The organism is Rhizobium acidisoli (assembly GCF_002531755.2).
GTDB classification, from domain to species: domain Bacteria; phylum Pseudomonadota; class Alphaproteobacteria; order Rhizobiales; family Rhizobiaceae; genus Rhizobium; species Rhizobium acidisoli.
The window spans coordinates 283,102-307,168 of record NZ_CP035001.1 but is presented as its reverse complement, the minus strand read 5'-3'; the positions used below and the strand labels follow the sequence as shown (position 1 = coordinate 307,168).

Annotated in this window: 24 protein-coding genes and 1 pseudogene; 12 read left to right on the top strand and 13 right to left on the bottom strand. The window is 60.1% G+C overall.

Going from position 1 to position 24,067, the window contains the following annotated elements; all coding sequences use genetic code 11:
• Positions 1-4: 4 nt before the first annotated feature.
• On the bottom strand, positions 5-919 hold the full coding sequence (ku, locus tag CO657_RS30370) for a non-homologous end joining protein Ku (RefSeq protein ID WP_054184673.1): 915 nt from the start codon (positions 917-919) through the stop codon (positions 5-7).
• A gap of 676 nt (positions 920-1,595) precedes the next feature.
• Here ku and CO657_RS30365 point away from each other — a divergent pair.
• Positions 1,596-1,976 (top strand): response regulator, encoded by a 381-nt coding sequence (locus tag CO657_RS30365; RefSeq protein WP_054184674.1) that lies wholly within the window; start codon positions 1,596-1,598, stop codon positions 1,974-1,976.
• Positions 1,977-2,536: 560 nt separating this feature from the next.
• Complete coding sequence (locus CO657_RS30350; protein WP_054184675.1) at positions 2,537-2,755, top strand: hypothetical protein; 219 nt, start codon at positions 2,537-2,539, stop codon at positions 2,753-2,755.
• 260 nt (positions 2,756-3,015) lie between these two features.
• Here CO657_RS30350 and CO657_RS30345 read toward each other — a convergent pair whose 3' ends face one another.
• On the bottom strand, positions 3,016-3,201 hold the full coding sequence (locus tag CO657_RS30345; RefSeq protein ID WP_054184676.1) for a helix-turn-helix domain-containing protein: 186 nt from the start codon (positions 3,199-3,201) through the stop codon (positions 3,016-3,018).
• Positions 3,202-3,227: 26 nt separating this feature from the next.
• On the opposite strand from CO657_RS30345, the gene CO657_RS36960 reads away from it, so the two are divergent.
• Both CO657_RS36960 and CO657_RS30335 read left to right on the top strand, forming a co-directional pair.
• A complete protein-coding gene (locus CO657_RS36960) occupies positions 3,228-3,722 on the top strand; it encodes a hypothetical protein (protein WP_156339793.1) in 495 nt (164 codons plus the stop codon).
• A gap of 334 nt (positions 3,723-4,056) precedes the next feature.
• Positions 4,057-5,034, top strand: a complete 978-nt coding sequence (locus tag CO657_RS30335; RefSeq protein WP_054184677.1) for a magnesium transporter CorA family protein — start codon at positions 4,057-4,059, stop codon at positions 5,032-5,034.
• Between the two features lie 266 nt (positions 5,035-5,300).
• Here CO657_RS30335 and CO657_RS30330 read toward each other — a convergent pair whose 3' ends face one another.
• The 3 genes from CO657_RS30330 to CO657_RS30315 form a co-directional block, all read right to left on the bottom strand.
• Positions 5,301-5,921, bottom strand: coding sequence for a LysE family translocator (locus CO657_RS30330; protein ID WP_054184678.1), 621 nt, complete (start codon positions 5,919-5,921; stop codon positions 5,301-5,303).
• Positions 5,922-6,011: 90 nt separating this feature from the next.
• Complete coding sequence (locus tag CO657_RS30325; protein ID WP_054184730.1) at positions 6,012-6,950, bottom strand: adenylate/guanylate cyclase domain-containing protein; 939 nt, start codon at positions 6,948-6,950, stop codon at positions 6,012-6,014.
• A gap of 650 nt (positions 6,951-7,600) precedes the next feature.
• Positions 7,601-8,899, bottom strand: a complete 1,299-nt coding sequence (locus tag CO657_RS30315; protein ID WP_054184679.1) for an epoxide hydrolase family protein — start codon at positions 8,897-8,899, stop codon at positions 7,601-7,603.
• A gap of 614 nt (positions 8,900-9,513) precedes the next feature.
• On the opposite strand from CO657_RS30315, the gene CO657_RS30305 reads away from it, so the two are divergent.
• Positions 9,514-10,446, top strand: a complete 933-nt coding sequence (locus CO657_RS30305) for a LysR family transcriptional regulator (protein WP_054184680.1) — start codon at positions 9,514-9,516, stop codon at positions 10,444-10,446.
• Between the two features lie 244 nt (positions 10,447-10,690).
• Here CO657_RS30305 and CO657_RS30300 read toward each other — a convergent pair whose 3' ends face one another.
• Positions 10,691-11,359 (bottom strand): VOC family protein, encoded by a 669-nt coding sequence (locus tag CO657_RS30300; protein WP_054184681.1) that lies wholly within the window; start codon positions 11,357-11,359, stop codon positions 10,691-10,693.
• Between the two features lie 208 nt (positions 11,360-11,567).
• Between CO657_RS30300 and CO657_RS30295 the strand changes: the two genes are divergently transcribed.
• From CO657_RS30295 to CO657_RS30280, 4 genes and pseudogenes are all read left to right on the top strand, one after another.
• Positions 11,568-12,854, top strand: a complete 1,287-nt coding sequence (locus tag CO657_RS30295) for an epoxide hydrolase family protein (protein ID WP_054184682.1) — start codon at positions 11,568-11,570, stop codon at positions 12,852-12,854.
• A gap of 33 nt (positions 12,855-12,887) precedes the next feature.
• Positions 12,888-13,697 carry an SDR family NAD(P)-dependent oxidoreductase gene (locus CO657_RS30290; RefSeq protein WP_054184683.1) on the top strand — a complete coding sequence of 270 codons (810 nt, stop codon included), beginning with the start codon at positions 12,888-12,890 and terminating at the stop codon, positions 13,695-13,697.
• 35 nt (positions 13,698-13,732) lie between these two features.
• Positions 13,733-14,761, top strand: a complete 1,029-nt coding sequence (locus tag CO657_RS30285; protein ID WP_054184684.1) for a D-cysteine desulfhydrase family protein — start codon at positions 13,733-13,735, stop codon at positions 14,759-14,761.
• Positions 14,762-14,809: 48 nt separating this feature from the next.
• Positions 14,810-15,380 (top strand): annotated as a pseudogene (locus CO657_RS30280) (NADPH-dependent FMN reductase).
• 51 nt (positions 15,381-15,431) lie between these two features.
• On the opposite strand, the gene CO657_RS30275 reads toward CO657_RS30280, so the two are convergent.
• The 6 genes from CO657_RS30275 to CO657_RS30250 form a co-directional block, all read right to left on the bottom strand.
• A complete protein-coding gene (locus CO657_RS30275; protein WP_054184685.1) occupies positions 15,432-16,979 on the bottom strand; it encodes an aldehyde dehydrogenase (NADP(+)) in 1,548 nt (515 codons plus the stop codon).
• 195 nt (positions 16,980-17,174) lie between these two features.
• Positions 17,175-17,810, bottom strand: coding sequence for a cysteine hydrolase family protein (locus tag CO657_RS30270; RefSeq protein WP_054184686.1), 636 nt, complete (start codon positions 17,808-17,810; stop codon positions 17,175-17,177).
• Positions 17,811-17,831: 21 nt separating this feature from the next.
• Complete coding sequence (locus CO657_RS30265) at positions 17,832-18,380, bottom strand: hypothetical protein (protein ID WP_054184687.1); 549 nt, start codon at positions 18,378-18,380, stop codon at positions 17,832-17,834.
• Between the two features lie 84 nt (positions 18,381-18,464).
• Complete coding sequence (locus CO657_RS30260; protein WP_054184688.1) at positions 18,465-19,454, bottom strand: enoyl-CoA hydratase/isomerase family protein; 990 nt, start codon at positions 19,452-19,454, stop codon at positions 18,465-18,467.
• The gene (locus CO657_RS30255) at positions 19,451-19,957 is read right to left on the bottom strand and encodes a RidA family protein (protein ID WP_054184689.1); all 507 of its coding nucleotides are present in this window, start codon (positions 19,955-19,957) and stop codon (positions 19,451-19,453) included. The genes CO657_RS30260 and CO657_RS30255 overlap by 4 nt, the downstream gene beginning before the upstream one ends.
• Positions 19,951-20,676: an SDR family NAD(P)-dependent oxidoreductase gene (locus CO657_RS30250; RefSeq protein WP_054184731.1), complete on the bottom strand. Its 726-nt coding sequence runs from the start codon at positions 20,674-20,676 to the stop codon at positions 19,951-19,953. Before CO657_RS30250 ends, CO657_RS30255 begins: the two co-directional genes overlap by 7 nt.
• A 286-nt stretch (positions 20,677-20,962) precedes the next feature.
• On the opposite strand from CO657_RS30250, the gene CO657_RS30245 reads away from it, so the two are divergent.
• The 3 genes from CO657_RS30245 to CO657_RS30235 all read left to right on the top strand — a co-directional run bounded on the left by CO657_RS30245 (position 20,963) and on the right by CO657_RS30235 (position 22,959).
• Positions 20,963-22,048 carry an NAD(P)H-dependent flavin oxidoreductase gene (locus tag CO657_RS30245; protein WP_054184690.1) on the top strand — a complete coding sequence of 362 codons (1,086 nt, stop codon included), beginning with the start codon at positions 20,963-20,965 and terminating at the stop codon, positions 22,046-22,048.
• Positions 22,049-22,085: 37 nt separating this feature from the next.
• A complete protein-coding gene (locus CO657_RS30240) occupies positions 22,086-22,310 on the top strand; it encodes a YbfB/YjiJ family MFS transporter (RefSeq protein ID WP_054184691.1) in 225 nt (74 codons plus the stop codon).
• A 187-nt stretch (positions 22,311-22,497) separates the two neighbouring features.
• Positions 22,498-22,959 carry a YybH family protein gene (locus tag CO657_RS30235; protein WP_054184692.1) on the top strand — a complete coding sequence of 154 codons (462 nt, stop codon included), beginning with the start codon at positions 22,498-22,500 and terminating at the stop codon, positions 22,957-22,959.
• A 47-nt stretch (positions 22,960-23,006) separates the two neighbouring features.
• Here CO657_RS30235 and CO657_RS30230 read toward each other — a convergent pair whose 3' ends face one another.
• Positions 23,007-24,044, bottom strand: a complete 1,038-nt coding sequence (locus tag CO657_RS30230) for an LLM class flavin-dependent oxidoreductase (protein WP_054184693.1) — start codon at positions 24,042-24,044, stop codon at positions 23,007-23,009.
• Positions 24,045-24,067: the final 23 nt, after the last annotated feature.

Sequence of the window (24,067 nt, the reverse complement as noted above, 5' to 3'; positions counted from 1 at the left end):
CTCCCTAGCTTGCCTTCCGGTGCGCCGGCGATCTCGCCGCGGATGCCTTCGAAGCGGTGGCTCGCGTGGCGCGCTGCCGACCGGCGCCTTGGTTGGCGTTTGCCGCCGTACGTTTCGGTTTGCTTTCGGCAGCCCCAGCCTTGAGAAGCCCAGCGCTTTCGCGAAGGGCGGCCAGAAGGTTATTCGGATTCGAGACCTCGACCTTCTTCGGCTTCGGCAGTGACCTGCCTTCCATCTTCGCCTTCACCAGCTCGGCAAGGGCGGCTTCATAGCGGTCGTCGAAAGTTGCTGGATTGAACTCGCCCTTCTTGGTGGCGATGATGTGCTTGGCGAGATCAAGCATCTCGCCCTCGATCTTTAGCTTCGGCATCTCCTCGAACGCTTTTGTCGATGAGCGAACTTCGTAATCGTAGTTCATGGTGGTGGCGATCAACCCCTTGCCATGCGGGCGTATCAGCACTGCCCGGACACGGCGGAATAAAACGGCACGCGCGATGGCAACCACCTCTGACTTCTTCATTGCCTCGCGGAGCGCAACGAAGGCATCTCCGCCCGCCTTGTCGGGGGTCAGGTAGTAGGGCTTGTCGAAATAGACGTCGTCGACTTCCGAGCAGGGAATGAACGCCTCGATCTCCAGCGTTTTGTTGCTTTCCGGGATCGTCGCTGCGACTTCCTCAGGATCGATGATGATGTACTGGCCGTTGTCGATCTCGAAGCCCTTGGTCTGCTTCTCCTTCGGAACAGGATCCTCGGTCTCACTGTCGATGAAGATGCGGTTCACCCGATTGCCGGATGCCTTGTTGATTGTGTTGAAGGTGATGCGTTCCGACGTGCTCGCCGCCGTGTAGAGCGCTATTCCGCAGGAGACTTGCCCAAACTTCAGGAAGCCCTTCCACTGCGCACGATGTCCTGCCGCCATGACACTCACTCCGAATCACTAGGGTCCGACTCAAAGACGTGCCAGGGTGATTCGTTCCGACTCGAAACGAATCATTTTTCAATGCCTTACGGAAGCTCCCTCAGAAATTGATTCCGCCTCTGTTTTGGGGCCCGACGCAGCCCTTGGTGGAAAAATGATCTTAGAAACTCGATGAGCGTTCCTCCGCGTGCGACAATACAAAAACAGAGCAGCCGAGCGCCTCAGCGGCCTGCTTCGCCCAGAACACGCGTCCTGTCAGGGCATTCCAGTCAGACCTCTTAGCCTGCAAACCATCAGGACCAGATGCGGCACCAACCGGGTGCTTACCATACCACTGGCCGGACCCAAGATCCTACCGGCGCAACTCCGTGTCCATGACGGCCCCCGTCGAAATAGCAGCGCTCCACCATGCAATCCGAGCCTGATCAAAATAAAGGCCTTCTGTTTGGGACCAAGCAATAATGATCGGTACCAACAAATGTCACGGCAATTGGCGACGATGGCTGAACCTGGGCTTAGCGTCGTTGCGCGAAGAATATTTACAAAACTGGCTCCATCGACAGCACATCGACCGATTGTTGGTATTTTATTAAAGATGTGGGGGAATACTCCCACCGAGGGACGATCTAAATCTGGGCAAGCGAGTTCATCTCGTAACCGCAGAACGGAGACGACCATGTACAAGCGTACCGTACTTATCGTCGAAGACGATCTTCTGATCCGCATGGTGCTGGCAGACACTCTCGCCGAAGAGGGGTATGATGTCATCGAAGCAGGAAATGTCCTCGAAGCTGTTGCAGTGCTTGGTCGAAGGAAAATCGACGCTGTCATCACAGACGTCGACATGCCGGGCGGACTGAGCGGCCTCGATCTCGCGCGCATGATATCGTCCTCCGACATGAAAGTACCTGTGATCATCACTTCAGGCGGCAGCATCGTTCGACCCGAGGAACTGCCCTCTGACGCGGTCTTCATGCCCAAACCCTATGGAATGAATGCCATCTCGGCGATGGTTGGAGAGATGACTGCGGCCGAAACCCGCAAAATGGCGAGCTAACGAAGGCAAAAAGGCAAAGCGGCCGCGAACGATCCGTCTCCTGCTCTCGATGACCGGGCGGCACCAATCATCTTCCTTGCGGGCTCATTATCCGGCGACTTGTCGGGCCTGGCCGACCGCGACGCTGACTTCAAGCAGCCCGCGGGCAGGGGAGACGAGTTCGCTCACGGATCGCCGGGAGCCGGAACGCAAAGCACGACCGACGCCGGTGCCGCAGCCGCGCGACATCTTCGTCAGAGACCTTCTCCATCGACACATTGAAGGTGAGGGCGCGGAATTTCCACTGATGGGAAAGAGACCACTAGGAACTCACCGGCATTCCCCACGTTGAGGCTGCGAGGAGGAATACGAATGTCAGTTCCATTCGAGCCTATCGTGCCACCGACGTCCGTGCCCCCGCTCGACAATCCGCGCCCGGATCCTGATCGCGCTCCTGGCGAAGAACCGCTTCCCGATCCTGAACCTGATGAAGGCGCCGCACCGGAAAGTCGGGCATCGTCACATTGTGCGAGCTGGGGAATGCTCTGTCAGGGCGTTCGTCTCCAGCCGGAGATTCGACGATGAGCCGCGACTGGAAAGACGGTCTGCGTGAGCGGCTGGAGGATTTCGTCGACTCGCTCGTCGTGCAAGGCGCGAAGCAGGCGGACGTCTATGAGGCGATCGTCGAAGAGGTGGGACATCTGCGAACGGCATACGAGCGAGATCCTGATCTCGCCGAGGATCGCCCCGGCGTCGAAGCCGAGGAGCCGTCGAACGAATGGCCGGGCGCACTGCCTTAAACACAAATAAAAAAGGCCGGGCGAATTCGCTCCGACCCTCTCCGCATCGCATCTCATACCAGTGCTAGCAACATACGTGGTCAAAGCCGGATAACGACCTCGGCTATCGCGAACACTCTGTGGAGCACTCACCAACGACGCCGATGACCTACATCTAGACGATAACTGCGTTCGTTTCCATTTCACACCAATAATCAAGTGTTTGTGGGCTCTGCGAAGATTGCTGCCACCGTGAACTATGCCGACGTCATGAGGCAGGGTTACCTCAGCGCTTGCTCGATCCGCTCGACGTTATGCGCCGGCACGTCGTCCCCGCGCTCGGCCGCTACGATCTCGGCGGTCGTCAGGCCTGTGGTGGTCGCCAGCTCTTCCAGGCTATATCCCTTGGCAACTCGTCCTTTGCGCAGCGCGTTTGCCGCCTCGAAATTCTTCGATACGTGATCCATTTCATTCTCCAGTGTTTGAGATTGCATTGTTTGACGAGGATTTCTCCATCGACGCAGCCGCTGCTTCCTTCCGCGACGTCGCCCCGGCCGCTGCGAGCCTGACCCTGCGCAGCCGTTCGGTCTTCTCCTCGCGGCAGCGGCGTTCTTCGTCTGCTGCTTCTTGCGCGATCGTGTTCGTGCGCTCGACCGCGGCCGCGCGCTGGCCGACGGTCAAGGTTCGTTTGATCCTCGAAACCATGATTTCCATCTATGTGAGTGTTTCCGGAAATATGGTGATCCGCGCCCGGGTTCACAACGCATGGCTGCCCTTCGCTGCACGCGTAGATCGGCCTCTTGAAGCGGCTGGCGCCTCTCATCATTTAGTATGCACACCCCGTATCGATGGCTGTGTCACGACGATCCCTCTGTCGATGTGCGCGTCATCCGGCGTGGAAGGGCGCTCCCCGGCGACGGGTCGAGTGCCCTTTGTGTTCGGTGAGACACGACGATTGAGACAGGTCGTGGTGAACGATCCATGGTAGGCAGCGTTGTACAGAAGGCAATGGAACGTCGCTGGAGAACAGACTCGCCTCCGCGAGGCCATCCGACAGCGTCGAACGCCGACCCCGCCGGCGAGGAATCCAAGGCGCCTCCGACTGTTCAGCCGGCTGGCGAAAAGGGCGAGTGGGAAAGACTTATTGTGAACGCCATCTCAGGCGTGCCGATCAGGAGTTTATGAGACGGAGACAATCTTGTTGACCTTCGACAGGATAACCATCACCCGCTCTTTCAACAATATCTTGAGATCTGACGGTACTTCGCAAGCCTGACGGACCGTGTAAAACTCGTTCGATCCAGATCTTCCAGGAGCCCTGCTTGCTTAAAATATATCGAGACAACGATGGCGCCGTTCGATCGGCCGGGGCCGATGACGATTTACCGGGGCAAGTGATCTGGATGGACTTGTTCAATCCTGACGAAAAGGAAATTGAATTCATTCAACGCCGGGCGAAGGTAAGGGTGCCTACACGCGACGCTCTGAGCGAGATCGAAGCTTCCAGCAGGCTGTCGAGAGAGGGCAAGGTTCTTTATCTCAGCGCGCCGGTCATCGGACACGCAACCATCGGAGAGGCCGAGCTCTCCCCGGCTGGGTTTATCGTCGGACCTGATTTTCTGGTTACGGTTCGCTACGAGAGCTTGCCGACGTTCGATGCCGTTGCGGAACGGCTGCAACAAGACGAGACCCTTGCTAGCGGTATGGGCGTTTTTGTCGCGTTGCTCGAGGCGATCGTGGACCGCGGCGCAGACGTTCTCGAGCATCTGGCCGCTGCCGTCGACGAGGTGTCGAAGACGGTCTTCAAGGGCAACCTCAAAGGCTCGGCATCTCCCCGCAGCGCCAATTTCACCCTCCGTCGGGCGCTGTCCAAGGTGGGCGCGCTCGGCGACCGATCCTCAAAAGCCAGAGATGTGCTGCTGGGTGTCGGAAGGATGGCAAGCTTCACCCTGGATGTGTGTCACGACGTCCTATCCGACGATTTCCGAGACCGGCTCCACGCGGTGACGGAGGACGTCGCCTCGCTCAGCGATTACGAGACGCACCTGTCCGACAAGACGCAGTTCCTGCTGGATGCTGTACTCGGCTTCATCACCATCGAACAGAACGACATCTTCAAAGTGCTGACGATCGCGTCGGTTGTTGGCGTCCCGCCCACCTTAATGGCAGGGATATGGGGCATGAATTTCAAGTTCATGCCAGAACTGAGTTGGACCTGGGGATATCCGTTTGCGTGGGCTATCATCATACTGAGCGCCGTTGCACCGTTGTTTTGGTTCTGGCGCAGAGGGTGGTTTTGAGCCCAAACCATCGCAGCCTACTGGAGTGGTTCCTCCTCAACGCGCGCTGACCACCGCGTTGTTCTGATGCGCTTTCATCCGCTGAAGACGCCTCCTCCTCCGGCACGCTCGGAGAATCCGCTCTAATCAGGCTTGCCACTTCCGAACCCAGGCAATCAGCGATACCGGACCAACATAAGCCCGTGCCGTTCGGATTGTGTGCCAGATTTTGGCCGGCGCGATTTGCCATGTAGGCAAAGTAATCTCCTTCAAAATCCGTCTTGATCCTACTGCCGCGATAGGAGCAGTTTTGTGCCAAAGCCAATGAACACGGTCGCAACACCGACATCAATCTTGCGTTTTGCCCTGAGATAACCAGCGGCCACCGCAGGATGGGTGATCAGGCTGATCAGGCAGGTGTAGTAGATGGTTGAGATCATCATCATCTCGGCAATTGCCGCGGCGCCGTAAAAGAACGGTGTGCCCACGGGCATCGTCGCGGCGAAAAGCGACGCGACAAAGAGCGCTGTTTTCGGATTGGCAAGGTTGGTTGCGAGACCCATGCGATAAGCTGTGGCTAATGGTACTTCGACGCGCGCCGGCGAAACATCCGCATCCCCGCCGCGTGTTTTCCGTAGGTCGAGGAAGAGTTTCAGCCCGAGCCAAACAAGGTAGAGCCCACCGGCAATTTTCAGGGCAAGATAGGCGAACGGAGCGGCCTGAAACAGCACGTTGATCCCCAACCATCCGGCCAGGCCCCAAATGAACGTCCCGGTGACGGTACCGCAAGCCGCTGTGAGCGCAACCTTGCGCGTCGATGTCAGGCAATAGCGGATGGACAGCAGCGTATTTGGCCCGGGCGTCATGGAAGCAACGGCCCAAATTGCCGCAACTGAAAGGAAAAACATGCGGTCCTCGAGTTTGTTTGCGGCAGCTGTACGCCCTGGTTGAGCCGCAGGTAAAGACAAATTAATCCGGCAGCTTCGTGTTTGATAATTCTACCTGCCCGGTCCCGCGAGCATCAGACGCGCCAAGTCACAAAATTGTCCTCGGGGATATTTGGCAAGGTAGGCCTCAATCATTGCAGCATTCCCATCACTGCGTACCGTGTCCCAGAAGGCAACTTCGACCGCCAGCTCTTCCGTGGAAGGCTTGCCGTTTTCAAGGCGAGCCTGCGCCAGATCGACAAACTTTCCGTTCGGATATCGCGTCAAATATTGTCGGTATTCGTTGGGGTCATTGCTTTCCCGTACAGAGTCCCAGTACGCGATCTCGACCTGCTGCTTGTCGTCCGGGGTTCGATAATCGGTCGATATCGGTTCGGCATGCTGGGCCCAAGTGCCTTTGTCGCTCCCATCATCGAGATGCGGGAAGCGGGACTCCGTTCCATCGATGAGCGGGTCTGCCTCCTGATCGAATTGCACCCGGAACACCCTCAGCGGTCTTGCGATGTTTTTGAATGTCTGCTCACCAAGATCTTCGAACCTCGCGTCCACGCGGTCCCGGAGATGATCTCTGACACCGCGGGTCACGCAAATGCCGCCGACATCCGCCATGCCTTCCAAACGAGCCGCGATATTTACACCATCGCCAAAGATATCCCCGTTCTTGACTAGAACGTCGCCGACGTTGATGCCAATACGAAAACTCATCCGCTCCTCGTCTGGCAGAGTCTGGTTGGCGCGCCAGATGGATTGCTGCATGGCAACGGCGGCATTGAACGCGAGCACGATCGATGGGAATTCAGCAAGAACGCTGTCACCAGCCGTCCCGAAGATTTCCCCCTTTGCCCGTTCGATGATGCTGTCGACGATCGTGCGATGCGATGTCAACGTTGCCAGAGTCCGCTCCTCGTTTACATGCATGAGCCGCGAATAACCCTCCACGTCGGCAGCGAGGATGGCGGCAAGCTTTCGATCAAGAGGAGGAGCTTCCATGCGTCTGTCCAAAGTGGCCTCTCCGCAAAGAAAGGCCGGCGAGGGCTTTTGTTCCTTCGCCTCGGTGATACTCATACCATACCTTAGATGACCGGCCGAAAACACATCGGCCTGGTGGGGCTTTCGAAAAGATCTCCACATAGCAAATATCACATAAGCGGCGCTATAAGGGGTATTGGCGTGGTTGGCTCTAACGATTCCACATTTTTTTCAGAAGCTTGCTCCGAGCGACCGTATGCCTATTTCCTCTTCACCACGAGCTCAATGGACGGCCGAAACTCCGACATTGATCGCGACTCGCGATGACGCTGGGCTGCCGCCGGCCACAGGGTTACGTGGCCGTTGGCAGACATGTCGTCTTGGGGGAACCCGGCCAGACGATCTCCCGGCATCATAAATGGCGAGATCAACAACGAAGTCGCCGGACTTGCTAAGCAAATCTAGCATAGTCGCCGCCGGAGGCGCGGCTTCCCGCCGGTCAGTCGACGCAGCGTGCGGCATTTCGGATTGGCCCCGTCGACAGCCGATGACGGAGCAAAGGTTCTGATCCCTTCAAGGCGAACGGCACGCGACTTTTCAAAACGGGCTTCGAGGTGAAGTCCCACCAAGTTGCTAAACAATGGCGGCACAGATGGCGCCATCGGACAACTTCAGATTTGATCGCGCAGAAGCTTAAAGGAGGCCCGCAGCTCTGCCGTGAACACCTCCGGCTGCTCCCAGGCGGCGAAATGCCCGCCCTTGGCCGGCCGGCCATAGTGGATCAGATTCGGATAGGCCTTCTCGGCCCAGCTCTGCGGCGCTTGGTAGATCTCATCCGGAAAGGCGCTGACGGCGACTGGGATCTTGATGCCGCGCGGATCGAAGAACCCGCCAGAGGGGAAATGCGCATTGTCCCAGTAGAGGCGGGCCGACGAGACCGCCGTATTCGTCAGCCAATAAAGCGTGACGTTGTCGAGGATATCGTCGGGCGTCAGACCCTCCTTCTCGCCGTCAAGGGACCGGGCAATCATCCGGTAACTGCGGATGTCGTGATCGAGCATCCAGGAGGCAAGTCCAATAGGCGAGTCCACAATGCCGTAGAGCGTCTGCGGCCGATTGTTCATCTCGATCGCGTAGCCGAGACCGTTCTTGTAGAAATCGTCGAGCTGCCCATAGGCGCGCTTCTCGTCATCGGAGAGGTCCGCCGGCGCCGGCGCGCCCGATGACAGGAGCTTGGCGATATCTGCGGGCACGGTGGCCGCCATGTTGGTGTGGATGCCGATGAGGCCCGCTGGCTCCTGCACCGCCATCAGCTCGGTTACCGCATTCCCCCAGTCGCCGCCCTGCGCCACGAATTTCGTGTAGCCGAGGCGCTGCATCAGAACAGCCCAGGCCTTGGCGATGCGCGGCGGATTCCAGCCCGTCTCCCTCGGTTTGGCCGAGAAGCCGTAACCCGGCAGCGACGGGATCACGACGTGGAAGGCATCGGTCTCTGTGCCGCCATGGGCCGTCGGATCGGTCAGCGGCTCGATAATCTTCAATTGCTCTACGATCGAGCCCGGCCAGCCATGGGTAATGATAATCGGCAACGCATTTTCGTGCTTCGACTTGACATGAATGAAATGGATGTCGAGGCCGTCTATCTCCGTCAGGAATTGTGGAAGGGAATTAAGCCGAGCCTCAACCTTTCGCCAGTCGTGGGTCTTCCAATGGTTGGCAAGCTTCTTAATCGTGTCGAGCTTGACGCCTTGGCTGTCGTCTGTGACGTTCTCCTCGTCCGGCCAGCGGGTGGCGGCAACACGTCGCTCGAGATCGGCAAGCTGATCCTTAGACGCAGTGAACCTGAAGGGCCGGAGCCCGGATACGGTCCCTGTCGCTCCGAACGCTTCGGGAAAGACACCGATAGCGCCGGCGGACGCAGCGACTGCAAGCAGTGTTCGACGGGTGACTTTTGGCTCATCTCGGGACATGGGGTCATCCTTGCTCGTGCGGAGTTATTTGACGAGGAGGAAATTCGCACTGAAGGAGTTCTGCAACAATTGCACCAAGGTATAGCCGACACCTTAGTATCGGGCTGTTCTCCGACTGCTCGACTACGGTGCGGACATGGACAGAAGTTGGGCAAGGGCCGAGTTTTATTGCAAAGGCGGCCGTGGTGCTTGTCTCTTCGGCCGACGGTACGGAGGAGTGCCTGGCCACTCGTCTTCGAATACGATGTTGCGCTTACTGAATAACGCAGCAGCTCTTCTCGTCGAGATATCGTCATCAACCACGAACACTGTCGGTCGAGCCTGATCGCCTAGGTTCAAAGTCGTCACCGTCGAGGTCATCCGGGACATTTGCTCTCCCAAAGAGCTGTCCAGGTCGTCGCCGACGCCCCGAAAATTGTATCACGAAAGGTGCGCCTGTCGCCAAAACCTTCGGTTTGCTTAGCAAGCCCTGACGGAATGAGCGGTCCATTGGGGAAGTCGATTGAACGATGGTACCGGCCCAGAAGGGTCGCGCGTCGCCTCCTTGTTGGGTAGAAGGCCCGTGACCGGCACCTTCGCGCGGTCGCCCACGCCTAAGCGGTCAGGAGCAGATAATGGATCGTATCGATGCAATGAAGGTCTTCGTCACTGCGGTTGAAGAAGGAAGCCTGGCAGGCGCCGCTCGTAGGCTGAAGCGGTCCCCGACTGCGATCAGTCGGGCGTTGGGTCTGCTTGAGCAACATGTTGGTGTGGAGCTCCTTCACCGTACGACAAGGAGTCTAAAGCTCAGCGAGGCGGGCCAGAGATATGTCGAAGCTTGCCGCAGGGTGCTTGTGGATCTCGAGGAGGCGGACATGATCGCCGGCTCAGAACGATCCTCTCCGCGAGGAACACTGACGATTTCGGCGCCGCCCATCCTGGGCGAAGAGGTGCTCCGACCGATCCTCGACAGCTTCCTTCGCGAGAACGCCAACGTATCCGTTCGGCTTTTGATGCTGGATCGCTTTGTGAACCTGGTCGACGAAGGAGTGGACGTCGCCCTCAGGATCGGCAATCTCGCCGATTCGACTCACATATCCACCCGCATCGGCGGAGATGTTCGCCGCGTCGTGGTCGCAGCGCCGCAATATCTCGACAGTCGAGCCGCGATCAACGAGCCGTCGGATCTCTCTCGCCACGACTTGATCGCCTTCTCGAACTTCGGCCTCGAATCCTGGAGCTTTGCGCCGGCAAAAGGCACTTCCGTCCCAAGAACCGTTCACTTCACCCCACGGTACCTTGTCAACAGCGTCCGAGCAGCCGCGGCATCGGCCGCGGAAGGAATGGGCGTAACCCGGCTCTATTCCTATCATGTCGCCGGATATGTCCGGGACGCTCGCCTCAAAGTCCTTCTTCCTCAGGCGGAGCCACCTGCGCTGCCTGTTCACATCCTGTCCCCCCAAGGCCGCACAGCAGTTCCGAAAGTGCGAACTTTCATCGACTTTGCGGTCCCGCGGCTACGTTCGGAACTTGAACGCATCGCCGCGGAATCCGGCAGCCTCGAATGATTGTGCCGAAAGGCGGTTGGCTGTCTGCGGCCAACCGACGGTTCTCCGTGGCGTCCTTCCAAGCTAACGTTCAGTTACGGTGATGCGGTCAGTACCGGCTTAGCGCTCGTTATCCGAGGCGGATGGACGAGTGTCGCCGACAGCCAGCGGGAACGCGCAACGCTTGGGCAGGGAGGATCGCCCGGGGCGCAGGTTTTCAGACCCGAAGGTGGTCGGAAAGCCTTGAAGTGAAAAAACGAAGAGGTCACGTCGGCAGGGTTTGGCCGGACTGCTCCTTGACCAGATAGTCGGCGTACCATTCCGGCCAGGCTTCGTCGTGCTTGCCGCCGGCGCGCTTCTCATGCTCGCCATGTGCGGAGGCGACCCTGCGCAGCGCCTCTGCGAGGTCGCCGACGGATGCGAACGCAGCACCTTCGGTCTCGATGCGACCAGGAAGTCTCGCCGTGACTTCCTGCAGGAGCCACCCGTTTCCGTCCGGGTCGGAGAAGGAGGCGAAAGACCCGTAGCTCGTCCGGGAGGGATGTGGTCCGGGTAGCCGCTGGTCGGCGCCCTTGTGATGAAAGACGCCGCCGGCGTCGTGAAAGACGCCGCTCATCTCGGCGCCGCGAGAGGCAAGGGCTGCGTGCGCCATCTCGATATTGGTGACGATTAAGTGGAGGCCTTGAGCGGAACCGGGCGAGGCGGCCGTCACATTCGCTCCGAAGATCACGGAGCAAGGCGAGCCTGGAGGGGTCACCTGCACGACGCGAAAACCGTCCTTGCCAGATACGTCGGCGTCGAGCCTCCAGCCAAGGCCGGTGTAGAAGGACTTGGCGCGATCGACGTCAGACACGGGAATGACGACGACTTCGAGCTTCATGTCGATGTGATCTGCGTGCGCGGAATTGGTTGAGTTGGATTCCTGGATGGCCATCTCGATCTCCTGTTAATCACGGTCAATTCACCGCGGTCGGCACGATGCGCCATCGCTGTCCCCGATGTCCATTATCCGAAGGTGTCGATGCGTGGAGCACCCGGTAACCGATCCATTGGTATCGCCGATACCTTTGAACAATATCTTCGGCAGCCCCGCCGGACGATCCCTAACGCATTCCAAAAATGGGGTTTCAACGGAGGACGTCATGTCAGCAGAAGTTCAAACACAGACCGCTCTATCGCCGACGCGACGCGAACTGCTTGCAGTCTCGGCCGCGACCGCCGCCCTCTGCATTCTCCCCAAGCCGGTCAGGGCGACGACGGAGAGCGATGCTATCCGCCCCTTCAAGTGCGCAATCCCACAGAAGGAGCTCGATGAGCTGCGCCGCCGTGTCCGTGCTGCACGTTGGCCCGATAAGGAGACGGTTTTCGACCGATCGCAAGGCGCGCAGCTTCAAAAGCTAAAGCCGCTCGTGGAGTACTGGGGCACGGAATACGACTGGCGGCGCGGTGAGAAGAAGCTAAACGCGCATGCGCAGTTCATGACCAGGATCGACGGCCTCGACATTCACTTCATCCACGTCAAGTCCAAGCACGCGGACGCGCTGCCGCTGATCATGACGCACGGCTGGCCCGGATCGGTGCTCGAACTCCTCAAAACCGTAGGACCGCTGACGGACCCGACCGCACATGGCGGGGCCGCAGAAGACGCCTTCCACGTCGTCATCCCGTCGATGCCCGGCTACGGCTTCTCCGAGATTCCGAGCGAAATGGGGTGGGGGCCGGACCGCATCGGGCGTGCCTGGCACGTTCTGATGAAGCGGCTGGGCTACGCCCGCTACGTCTCGCAGGGCGGCGACTGGGGCGCTGTCGTATCCGACAAGATGGCGGCACAGGCACCGGACGGGCTCCTCGGCATTCACACGAACATGCCGGCGACCGTTCCGCCCGACATTGCTAAGGCGCTCGCCGATGGCGAACCCGCACCGGCCGGCCTTTCCGGAGATGAGAAAGCCGCCTACGAGCAGATGAACGCCCTATATACGAAGGGCGCGGGCTACGCTTTGATGATGGTCACGCGGCCGCAGACGCTGGGCTATGCGTTGACCGATTCACCGGTGGGTCTCGCCGCCTGGTACTACGACAAGTTCGCCGACTGGACCTATAGCGGCGGCGATCCGGAGAAGTCGCTGACCAAGGACGAGATGCTCGACGACATCTCTCTCTACTGGTTCACCGGCACGGCCACGTCTGGCGCGCGGCTCTACTGGGAGAACAACGCCAACAACTTCAATGCCGTCGATATCAAGATCCCGGCCGCGATCACCGTCTTTCCCGGCGAAATCTACCAGGCGCCGAAAAGCTGGGCCGAGAAGGCGTACCACAACCTCATCTACTACAACAAAGTCGAAAAGGGCGGCCACTTCGCCGCCTGGGAGCAACCAGACCTCTTCTCATCAGAGCTCCGTGCGGCGTTCAGAACGCTACGCTGACGCTACACCGCACCTCAATCAAGGAGAACCACAATGACAAACTTTCCAAGAGGCACTGCGCTGATCACCGGAGGATCGTCGGGTATCGGTGCCCTCTACGCGGACAGGCTCGCTCGCCGCGGCTACGACCTGATACTGGTGGCGCGCAATCAGGATGCGCTCGCCAGGATCAGCAAGGACATCGCCAGTTCGACCGGTCGGAACGTAAAGACCGTCCGGGCGGATCTTGGACAACGCGAGGACCTTCTGAAAGTCGAAGGTATCCTTCGGAGCGACCCGTCGATCACCATGCTCGTCAACAACGCCGGCGTCGGCGCGGTCGAGCCGCTGCTCATGTCCAACGTCGAGGCGATGGAAAAAATGATCGCGATCAATGTGACGGCTCTGACTCGTCTCGTCTATGCCGTCGCGCCGTCCTTCGCCGCCCGCGAGCACGGCACGATCGTCAATATGGCCTCCGCATTGGGCGTCGCGCCAGAAATCCTCAACGGCGTCTACGGCGCCACGAAAGCGTTCGTCATCGCTCTGACGTTCTCTCTGCAGAAGGAGCTGGCAGAAAAGAACATCCGAATCCAGGCCGTACTTCCCGGCGCGGTGGAGACGCCTTTCTGGGAGGCATCGGGCGGCTCGCTCGACCGCCTGCCCGACCATATCGTCATGAAAACCGAAGATGCGGTGGATGCTGCACTCGCCGGTCTCGACATGGGCGAGCTGATGACCCTTCCTTCGGTACCCGACATCGAAGACTGGAACGCATATGAGGCGGCGCGTCAGAAGCTGATGCCCAATCTTTCGCGCAACGTTCCGGCCCTTCGCTATCGGACGCCGGCCCTCGCCCCCTGACAGCTGGGCTACAACACTCAAGAAGCGAGGCAGAGATGTCCGACAGGGATCTTTTGAACCGGTTTTCGCGCGTGCGCCTGGTGAATGGAGCGACGCCGATCCAACGGCTGGAACGACTGGAGCGAGTGCTGGGCGCGAGCCGAAAAGCCGTCTCGATCTGGGCGAAGAGAGACGATCTGATGGAACTCGGCGGCGGGGGCAACAAGCTCCGAAAGCTGGAATTCCTGATCGGTCAGGTGAGGTCGGAAGGCTACGATACGCTGGTGGTGACCGGCGGCGTGCAGTCAAACTTCGCCCGTCTGGCCGCGGCCGCCTGCGCCAGAACCGAACTGGCATGCGAGGTCGTCCTGGCTCAAATGGTGCCCCGCGGGAGCGAGATCTATCAGGCGAACGGCAACGTCTTGTTGGACCGACTTTTTGGTGCCCGCGTCCATCTTCTAGGCAAGGGCGATGATGCGAGTGTGTTCGCCACGGACCGAACGTCGGAGATTGCCGCGTCCGGGGGAAAGGCTTTCGTGGGCACGCTTGGTGGTTCGACGCCGGTCGGAGCTCTGGGCTACGTCGACTGCGCATTCGAAATCGCAGCGCAATCGACTGAGATCGGCATCGCGTTCGACCACATCGTCGTCCCGAACGGTAGCGGCGGCATGCACGCGGGTCTGGCCGTGGGAGCTGCCCTTGCCGGAAAAGATCCTTCGAGGATCAGAGCATGCACCGTTCTCTCGCCAGCCGAGACTTGCGTCGCCGCGACGGTGGAGAAGGTCAACGCCGTCTTCGACCTCCTCGGAAAGAAGGACCGAATTCGAGGAGAGGAGCTGAAGATAGACGGCGCGCAGCTCGGTGGCGGCTACGGCATGCCGACGCCAGAGATGATCGAAGCCATCAAGCTGGTCGGCCGGTCTGAAGGCCTTCTTCTGGATCCCGTCTACGGAGGGAAGGCCTTTGCTGGCCTGCTGTCCGATATCGACAACGAAGTCATCGCGCCAGGATCGAACGTCCTGTTCGTTATGACGGGAGGTATTCCTGGGCTTTATGCGTATGCAGACGCCCTGAGCAGCGACTGATCCTCTCTCCCCGAGGTCATCATCAACCCGACATAAATGAGGAATGCCATGCCTACGAAACCAAAGATCGCCATCATCATCGGCTCCACCCGGCCGACCCGTTTCGCCGACAAGCCTGCACAGTGGATACTGAAGCAAGTTCAGGCTCGCGATGACATCGACGTTGAGATCGTCGATCTGCGCGACCATCCACTGCCATTCTTCGACGAGGCCGCGTCGAACGCCTACGCACCAAGCCAGAGTGCGGAAGCCGTTCGTTGGCAGAAGACGGTGGGCCGCTACGACGGGTACATCTTCGTTGTCGCGGAATACAATCGCTCGATCACCGGCGTGCTGAAGAACGCCCTTGACCAGTCATACGTGGAATGGGCACGCAAGCCATTCACCGCGATCGCGTATGGCACAGCGGGCGGGTCGCGCGCACTCGAGCATCTGCGCGGAATCCACGCATGCAGCCGTTCATATCGGCGGCAGCGACTTCTTCACTGTCTTCTCGATGGGGGGCAACAAGCCGATCGAAGAGATCGAAGCCAACCTCCTGCCGTCGGCGAAGACTGCGCTGGACGAGCTGGTCTGGTGGGCGAAGGCCACGATGGCTGCGAAGGCTTCGGAAGTCTAACGTCTGCAAGACAGAGCAGGGGCGTTAGCCGCCCCGCTCCAGTTTTTTCGTCTAGAGGCGGTGCCCGGCCTTAACATTCTTGAGTGGGGCTGGAAGCAACCCGACCGGAAAGTCCTGGTAGGAGACTGGGCGCAGGAATCGATAGATCGCCAATGTGCCTACCGACGTCGATCTTCCGTCCGATGTCGCGGGATAAGGTCCACCATGGACCATAGCCGGGGAGACCTCGACGCCCGTCCCGAAGCCGTTGACGAGGAGCCGGCCCGCGAGAAGTTCCAACTGCGGGATCATCTGGGAGGCAGCATCGATGTCCTTGGCATCCACATGCAGCGCGATCGTCAATTGACCTTCCAAGGATGCGACGACCCGACGCAACTCGCCGTGGTCGTGGCAGCGAACGATCAGCCCCGCCGCGCCAAATACTTCCTCCTGCAGCTCTGGATTTCCAAGGAATGCAGCCGCCGTCGTCTCGAACAGCGCGGCCGCGGCCTGATGGGGCGTTCCTTCCTTGCCCGCAGAGACCTGCGATACGGACGGCGACGACGAAAGCCTTGCCACGCCTTTGCGATACGCCTCGCAGATGCCGCCTGTCAGCATGGTTTGAGCCGGCGCATCCGCCAACGCTGCTGCCGCGCTATCGATGAAGGCGTCGAGGCCCGCACCCTCGATGGCGATGATCAGGCCAGGATTCGTGCAGAATTGACCGGCGCCGAGGGTCAGCGAAGCCGCGAACGATCTCCCGATTTCCGCGCCCCGGCCCAGCAGTGCGTTTGGATAGAGGATGACGGGGTTGATGCTGCTCATTTCGGCGTAGACGGGTATTGGTTGCTTCCGCTCCGAGGCGATCTTCATCAACGCGGTGCCGCCCCGGCGCGAGCCGGTGAAACCAACTGCGCGCACCCGGTGGTCGGCGACCAGGGCCTGGCCGACCTCGAATCCCGCGTCAAACAAAAGCGCGAAGGTCCCCGACGGGAGCCCGCATGCCGCGACGGCGTCGACGACGGCCTTGCCAACCAATGCGGAGGTTCCGGGATGGGCGGAGTGCGCCTTGACTATTACCGGACAGCCGGCGGCGAGGGCGGAGGCAGTGTCGCCGCCAGCGACCGAAAAGGCTAAGGGGAAGTTCGACGCCCCAAACACTGCGACCGGTCCGAGAGCGACGTTGCGGAGCCGAAGATCAGGCTTCGCCACCGGCTTGCGCTCGGCGTTGGCGGGATCGAAACGCAGCTCCTGGAAGACGCCGTCGCGGACTTCCTTGGCGAAGAGCCGAAGCTGTCCGACCGTTCGGGCACGCTCTCCTTCGATGCGGCCCCGCGGCAGTCCCGTCTCGTCGATTGCTCGCAGGACGAGTTCGTCCCCGATGGCCAGAATTCCTTCCGCGATCGCTTCCAGGAAGCGGGCCCGATCCTCGAGCGATGTCTCCTTGTAGACCGGGAAGGCGTCCCAGGCCAACGACGCGGCTTGTTCAACCTGCTCCGTGGTCGCGCCCGCAAAGCTCGGCTCCATGGAGCTGCCGTTGGCTGGGTTGATCGCGGAGAATGTCGCGGCCGCGCCGCGCATTCTCGCGCCGCCGATGAGGAGGTCGCCGTAGGGTGTCATCGTGGATCCTTTCAAACTATGCGCGTCGATATGGTCCTCAACTGATAGGGAGGCTCGACGCAAACCGCTAGGGGTCGGCTTTCGACCTCAAATAGGTGTCGGCACTAGGCTTGCCAACCCTCGGCCTGCAAATAGTATTACTTTTTGAGCGGAGCTGCATCCGACGAGCTTGAGGCCCGCCGGATGATGGCAGCTTCACGCCGCTTGAGTGACGGCGATCGCCGCCACGGTTTCCTTCGTGCCGACGATGGCGCTGGCATAGCTGGGCAGATTGACCTCCAGCGCCGCATGCATCATTTCCGGCGAATAGTCGGCGATCGCGTCCTTGACGACGGTGACGTCGTAGCCAAGCTCGGCGGCGTACCGCACCGTTGCTTCGATGCAGGTGTGGGCTACCAATCCGATCACGATGACACGCTGGATGCCGTGCCGCTTCAGTTCGAGATCGAGATCGGTGTTGGCGAAGCCGCTCGAGCACCAATGCTCGGATGCGACGACCTCGCCGGCCACGGGTAGGAACTCGGCTCTAAACTCACCGCCCCACGTGCCGAACTCGAAGCTTTTGCGGTGCCAGGCCGCACGCTGGATTGGCGCCACGTACTTCCAGTTCTCGTAGTCTCCGGCCCGATAGCGATGATGCATCGCGAAAAAGACCCGGAACCTGGCTTCGCGGGCGGCGGTCAGCACTTCGAGCATGTGGGGTACGCAGTTGTTCGCCTCGGCCACCTCTTTGATCCGCGGCCAGATCTTGCCACCCTCGGAAATGAAGTCATTGTACGGATCGACCACGAGGAGTCCGGTGTTGCTCCGATCGAAGGATAGTTCAGTCATGATGTTCTCCTTCACCGGTTTTCACGCCGCCTTCGTGGCCGAGTTCTTCAGGGCCGCGCGCTCGATGCTCGCGGCGAACAGCGGCGTCTCCCCCTTGTTGTGGGCAATGGACATCGGCTGTCGCTGGGTGCGGAAGAGCTCGAACGGGATGCCCTGGCGGTCGAGGAAAGCCATCATCTCGTCGGTCGCGTAGGATCGGACGCGGTTGGTGAATTGGCAGCGGTTCGCATCGACCTTCTTCACGCTCAGTTCCCACGTGACGTGGATGGTGACCCGGCCGTTCGGTGTGAAGACGTCGGAATCGGAGTCGAGGATGAGATGATGCTTTTCGCCGAGTGTTTCGTGGTAATGCTGGACCATCAGGCTGCCGCCGATTGTTTCGACGTTGATCGACATCCGCGTGCCGTCGTCCGCTGTCGTGAATCCGGCAGCGATGTGGGCGGGCGAGCATCCCTGATATTCCTTTTCGGGCAGGTTAAAACACCATGTTGGAATGTCGATCTTCTCGATCGGCGCGTTTATGATTGCCGAAAAGCTGGAATCGACGATCTGGTTTTCAAGCCTGTGCATGAGACTACTCCCTTGTCGTTGAGGGGGTGGAGGATTTTGATGCCCGCGCGACCTGCTGAGTCCTTGCGCGGGCACCGCCTCGGCCTACTTGTCGGCCAGAGTTTGCGTGTAGTGTCCGAGCCTGGCTTCGACGTCCGGATCCCTCTGAAGGCCCATTTCCATCAGCCGTCCGATGTTCGTCTGCGCCACCGGACGCTGGACCGACGTGATGAAGGCGTCCCACCCCGCGGCAATTTCCGGATCGCTCGGAAGGCTTGCGAAATCGACCAGACGCTTGGTGTCGGCAATGGCCTGTCGGTCGAAACCCGAGATCCGCGTCGCCAGGGCGTCGACGAAAGGATCGAGCTTGTCATCGTCGAAGGATCGGTTGACGTAGCCGTACGCCTCCGCGAGATCACCGTTGATGTCATCGGATCCGAGTAGAACTTCGAGCGCTCGACCGCGGCCCATCAGCCGCGGTAGTCTTGCCATCGGTCCGCCGCCGGGGACGAGCGCCGCGCCGACCTCCCACTGAGAGAGAATTGCCTTCTGCCGGCTTGCGAAGCGCATGTCGCTGGCGAGAGCAAGCTCGCTCCCGACACCCGTCGCGCGGCCGCGGATCAGGGCGATGGAGACGACAGGCGACTTGCTGATGCGGACCAGCATGTCGGGCAGGGGGTGCAAGCCGGTGGGGCCAGAAGGGAGGCCGGTGGATTCGGCGAGAGGCGGCGTAAAGTTGTAGTGGGTGAGGAAGAACCCCGGTACATCGCTGTCGAAGACGACAACTCTAAGATTGGGATCGCTCTCAATTGCGGCCACTACTTTTTCCATCTGAGGGATCGTCTCCGGTCCAAAGATGTTGAAGGGCGGGTTGTCGAAGGTGACACGCCAGTAGGCGGGCGTCCGCTTATCCACTTTGATTTGCGCATGTTCCTGACCTGGGTCGGCCTTGACCTCTGCCGCACGATCCACCTTCGGGGCGACTATCGATTGACCGGAAAGGGCGAGCGCCGGAAACAGCAGTAGCGCCGCGACGGTAAGGCCTTTCGACGACATGGCGATAGCGCTTGTCCTGGTTGGTTGTCTGAGCTTCATGGCTGACTCCGTTCTTCGGTTTGAGAAGCGAACGCCGGCCCGATTTCGAAGACGAGTTCGATCTCGACGGGCATCCCGAGCGGTATGCTGGAAACGCCGAGGACCACGCGGGGAGGGAGCCGGGCGGGGCCGAACACGTCAAGCAGCAGCTTTGACGCTCCATCGGCGACTTTGGGATGTTCATGAAAATCGGCGAGGCAGGCGATATAAACGCCTAGCTTGGCGACCGATTGGATTCTGTCCAGCGTTCCTAGCTGCGACCGCGCGGCGGCTAGACCACTAAGACAGGCCGCTCGCGCCGCATCGTAGCCTTCGGCGACGGACAGCTCGCGGCCGACGAGGCCAGTATAGAGTGGCACATGTCCGGCGACCGGCAGCATGCCGCTTAGGAAAAGCAGCGAGCCGCTTTGGAACGCTTCGACGTAAGAGCCGAATGGCGTAGGCGCGTTCGGGAGGCATATGGCGAGTTCCTTGACGCGCGCCTCAGCGCTCGCGACTACCATTTGCCCAGATGTGCGCCGTTGTCGACGTGCAGCACCTCCCCTGTGATATTGGAGGATTCCGTCAGATAGATGACGCCGTCGACAATTTCCTGCACGGCCGTGATGGTGCCCATCGGCGACAACGATTCGAGAAATGTTCGCGGGTTTTTTGCATGAAGTGGGGTGTCGACGACGCCTGGCGAGAGCGCGTTGACACGTATGTTGCTCTTGGCGAATTCCAGCGCGAGGCTCTTCGTGACTGCGTTGAGGCCGCCCTTGGTGATCATAGGCAGCGACGCTGTCACGCCGGCGATCGGATGGTCCGTCAAGGACGACGTGATCGTCACGATACTCCCGCCGGACTTCTGACGCAGCATCTGACCGATGGCATGTTTCGTGAAATGGATGAACCCTTCGACGTTCGTCGCGCACAGGCGTCGGAAGTCCTCAATGGTGTATTCGAGGAACGGCTTGGTGAGGAAGACACCGGCATTGTTAACGAGCGCATCGATCGAACCGAATTGCTCAACCGCCGTTGTCGCCACCCGCTCTGCCGTTTCGGGATCCGCGACGTCGCCGCTGATTAGCTCCAGCCTGCCTGCGCGGTCGAACAGCTTGCTCTCGCTGATGTTCCGTGAGGTTCCGACGACGTTCCAGCCCTTGTCCAGGAACGTCTTGACGAGTCCGGCTCCGATCCCTTGCGACGCGCCAGTGATGATAATAGTCTTATGCACGCTCATGCCTGCCTCCGTTCTGGCGACGTGGATTTCTTCGGCCGCCAGGTGGCGGTCGGTCGCTTTGGTCCTCGTGAAATGCGTTGATCCAGCCATCGGCCGGGAGCTTCCCGGCGGTCGCGCCGCCATCCGCTCTGCCACGACCATCGCGCCAAAAATCAGGAGCCGATATTGTACCAAGGTGTTCCCGATACCTTCGGATTGGGTCGCTCTTCAGCACACCAAGGTCCAATAGACGTGGAGGGTGGCCGGGGGTATCAGCGTTGCACCTCACGCACGATAAGGAGCCCACATGACCCGCTGGCCCGATCGCCGAATTCTCGATCTGTTTGGAATCGAGCTTCCCATCATCCAGGCGCCGATGGCCGGCGCGACGACGATCGAAATGGTCGTCGCCGCGGCCAAGGCCGGCGGTCTCGGGTCACTTCCAAGCGCTCAGTCGAACGTCGAGGGGCTGCGCCAAGCCCTCCATGAGATCCGCGGCGCTACCCACGCGCCTGTTAACGTGAACTTCTTCTCACATGTTTCCCCGGCCGAAGATCCAGCAGCACAGATGCGATGGAGAGCGCTGCTCGCGCCTTACTTCGTAGACGCAGGACTTGACCCTGCCGCGCCGATCGCCGCGACAGGCCGCGCACCATTCGACCCTTCGTTTTGCGAGGTGGTCGAGGAATTGAAGCCGGAGGTCGTGAGCTTTCATTTCGGGCTGCCCGAAAAGTCACTGGTCCAACGTGTGAAGGCGACGGGCGCGAAGATCATGTCATCTGCGACGACCGTGGCCGAGGCCCTCTGGCTCGAAAAAAACGGCGTCGACGCAGTCATCGCGATGGGTTTCGAGGCCGGCGGACATCGTGGGAACTTTTTGAGCCAGGACATGACGACACAGGTTGGAATCATGGCGCTCCTGCCCCAGGTCGTCGACGCGGTGCGGGTGCCGGTCATCGCCGCCGGCGGCATCGCCGACGGGAGAGGTGTTGCCGCCGCCCTGATGCTCGGAGCTTCCGCCGTCCAAGTCGGGACAGCATACCTGTTCTGCCCTGAGGCGAGGATTCCCGCAGTTCAGGCAGAGGCGCTGGCCTCCGCCCGTGACGACAGTACCGCGATAACGAACGTTTTTACCGGCCGTCCAGCGAGAGGCGTCGTAAACCGTCTGATGCGTGATCTGGGTCCAATCTCAGAGGCTGTGCCTGCATTTCCAACTGCCGGAGGAGCTCTCGCTCCAATCAGAGCAAAAGCCGAGGCGGAGGCGAGGAACGATTTTACGAACCTATGGTCGGGTCAGGCCTCCCGTCTTGCTTTGAAAGTTGGGGCCGAGGAATTGACGCGAGAGCTCTATCGGTCTGCGTTGGACGTCATTGCACGCCGCAGTCCTACCTGACGGCATTCCGCAGATCCTTCCGCATCTCGGGAGATACATGGGACTGCTGACGGCGGTGTTCGCGATCGGACAAATCATGGGACCGCCGGCCGTAGGATTGATCCTGAAGCATGCGGTGAACGTAGACGCCGGGTTCGATCTCGTGCTTGCCGTCGCCAGCCTCGCGCTCGTAATCGGCGCCGCGATCTATGTTGCGATGAACCTACTGTTTCCAAGCGAGCGAAATGTGAGGACCGAGATACGATCGGTTCGCCCCACCTGAAAATAACGCGACGATCTCCACCGATGCACTCATCAAATTGATCGGCAACACCATCGTACAATAGATGGATTGGTATCGATTGGGCATGATGCCCTGATGAACAGACAGCAAACCAAGTTGGCCAGCACGACGAGAGTCACATGCTTTCCAAGTGCGTCACCACCTTGAAGAAGTACGGAGCAAATCAATGGACCGGCATCTCATGGAAGTTAACGGCGGGGAGACGGTGCAGGAAGATGGAAGCGCCTCGGATGCCTTAATACGGTTCTATCGAGCCTTCAACGCTGGCGATCTCAAAGGTCTGGAGAAGGTCTGGCTCGGCGGCTCGGATCCCAGTATGGACAATCCGATCGGCGGCATCCGCCGTGGTTGGGACCAGATCGCCGACGGGTATTCAAAGCTCTTCAAGGGAAACACGAAGGTCCAGGTGACCTTCCACGACTTCACGAGCCAGGGCGGCGACGAGTGGCATCTGTTCGTCGGCCGCGAACGCGGAGTATGTCAGACGGCGACGGGGACGCTTGCTGTCGCCTTCCGGACGACCCGGTGGTTTGTACGCAAGGGAGGCGGTTGGCGACAGCTTCATCACCATGGGTCTGTCGAGGATCCGCAGATGCTGGCTGCCTATCAGAAAATGATCTTCGGCTGAAGAAATGGGCGCCGGCAACCGCCGGCGCTCTCCGCGACGCACACCAGCTATTCGCGCGGCTGTCCTCGCACCAAAGGCGCGACGTTGGTTCCCAGCAGCTCGATCGAACGATGCATCGCTTCCGCGTCGAGCGAGGCGGTGCTCATCTGAAAGGTGATGCGAGCAATCCCTCCCAACGTACTGCTAACATGAGATATCTTGGCAGCCACCGTCTGTGGGCTGCCGACAAGGAACGCGCCACCCGGCCCGCACATATGCTCGAACTGCGCCTGCGTCGGCGGCGGCCAACCGCGCTCTCTTCCGGCGTCCGTGAACATTTGGAACCAACCGGGGAAGAACGCCTTCTTTGCCGCCTCGTCGGTCTCTCCGACAAATCCAAGAGCGTGGACGCCTACTCGCTGGTTTTCAGCGGGGTGCCCACTGGCGAGCCATGCTCGACGATAGAGTTCGACCAGGGGCAGAAAGCGCTCGAAGCTCCCGCCGATGATGGCCACCATCAGCGGGAGGCCGAGAGTCCCGGCGCGGATGAAGGATTCTGGCGTGCCGCCGACGCCAAGCCAGATTGGCAATCTGGTCTGATGCGGACGCGGGAAGACACCCTCGCCATTGATCGCAGGACGAAACCGGCCCTGCCACTTGATGTTGGGCTGCTCCCTTATCTTGATTAGCAGGTCCAGCTTTTCCGCAAACAGTGCATCGTAGTCCCTCAGGTCGAAGCCAAACAGGGGATATGCCTCCACGGAAGAGCCACGACCAACCACGATCTCCGCCCGTCCGCGGGAGATCAGGTCCAGCGTTGCGAACTCCTGAAAAAGCCGCACAGGATCGGAGGCGCTAAGGACGGCGACAGCGCTCGTCAGCCTTATCGACTTGGTTCGCGCCGCCGCTGCGGCAAGTATTACGGCAGGCGCGGAATCAAGCGCGTTTGCCCTGTGGTGTTCGCCCATTCCGAAGACGTCGAGACCGACCTGGTCCGCAAGCTCCACCTCGGAAAGTACACTCTCCATTCGATCGACAGCCGACTGCAGACGACCCGTATCAGGTTCGGGCAAGAGCATCGCAAAACTATCGATACCGATTTCCAATGTTGGATCCTTTCAATGGGCTC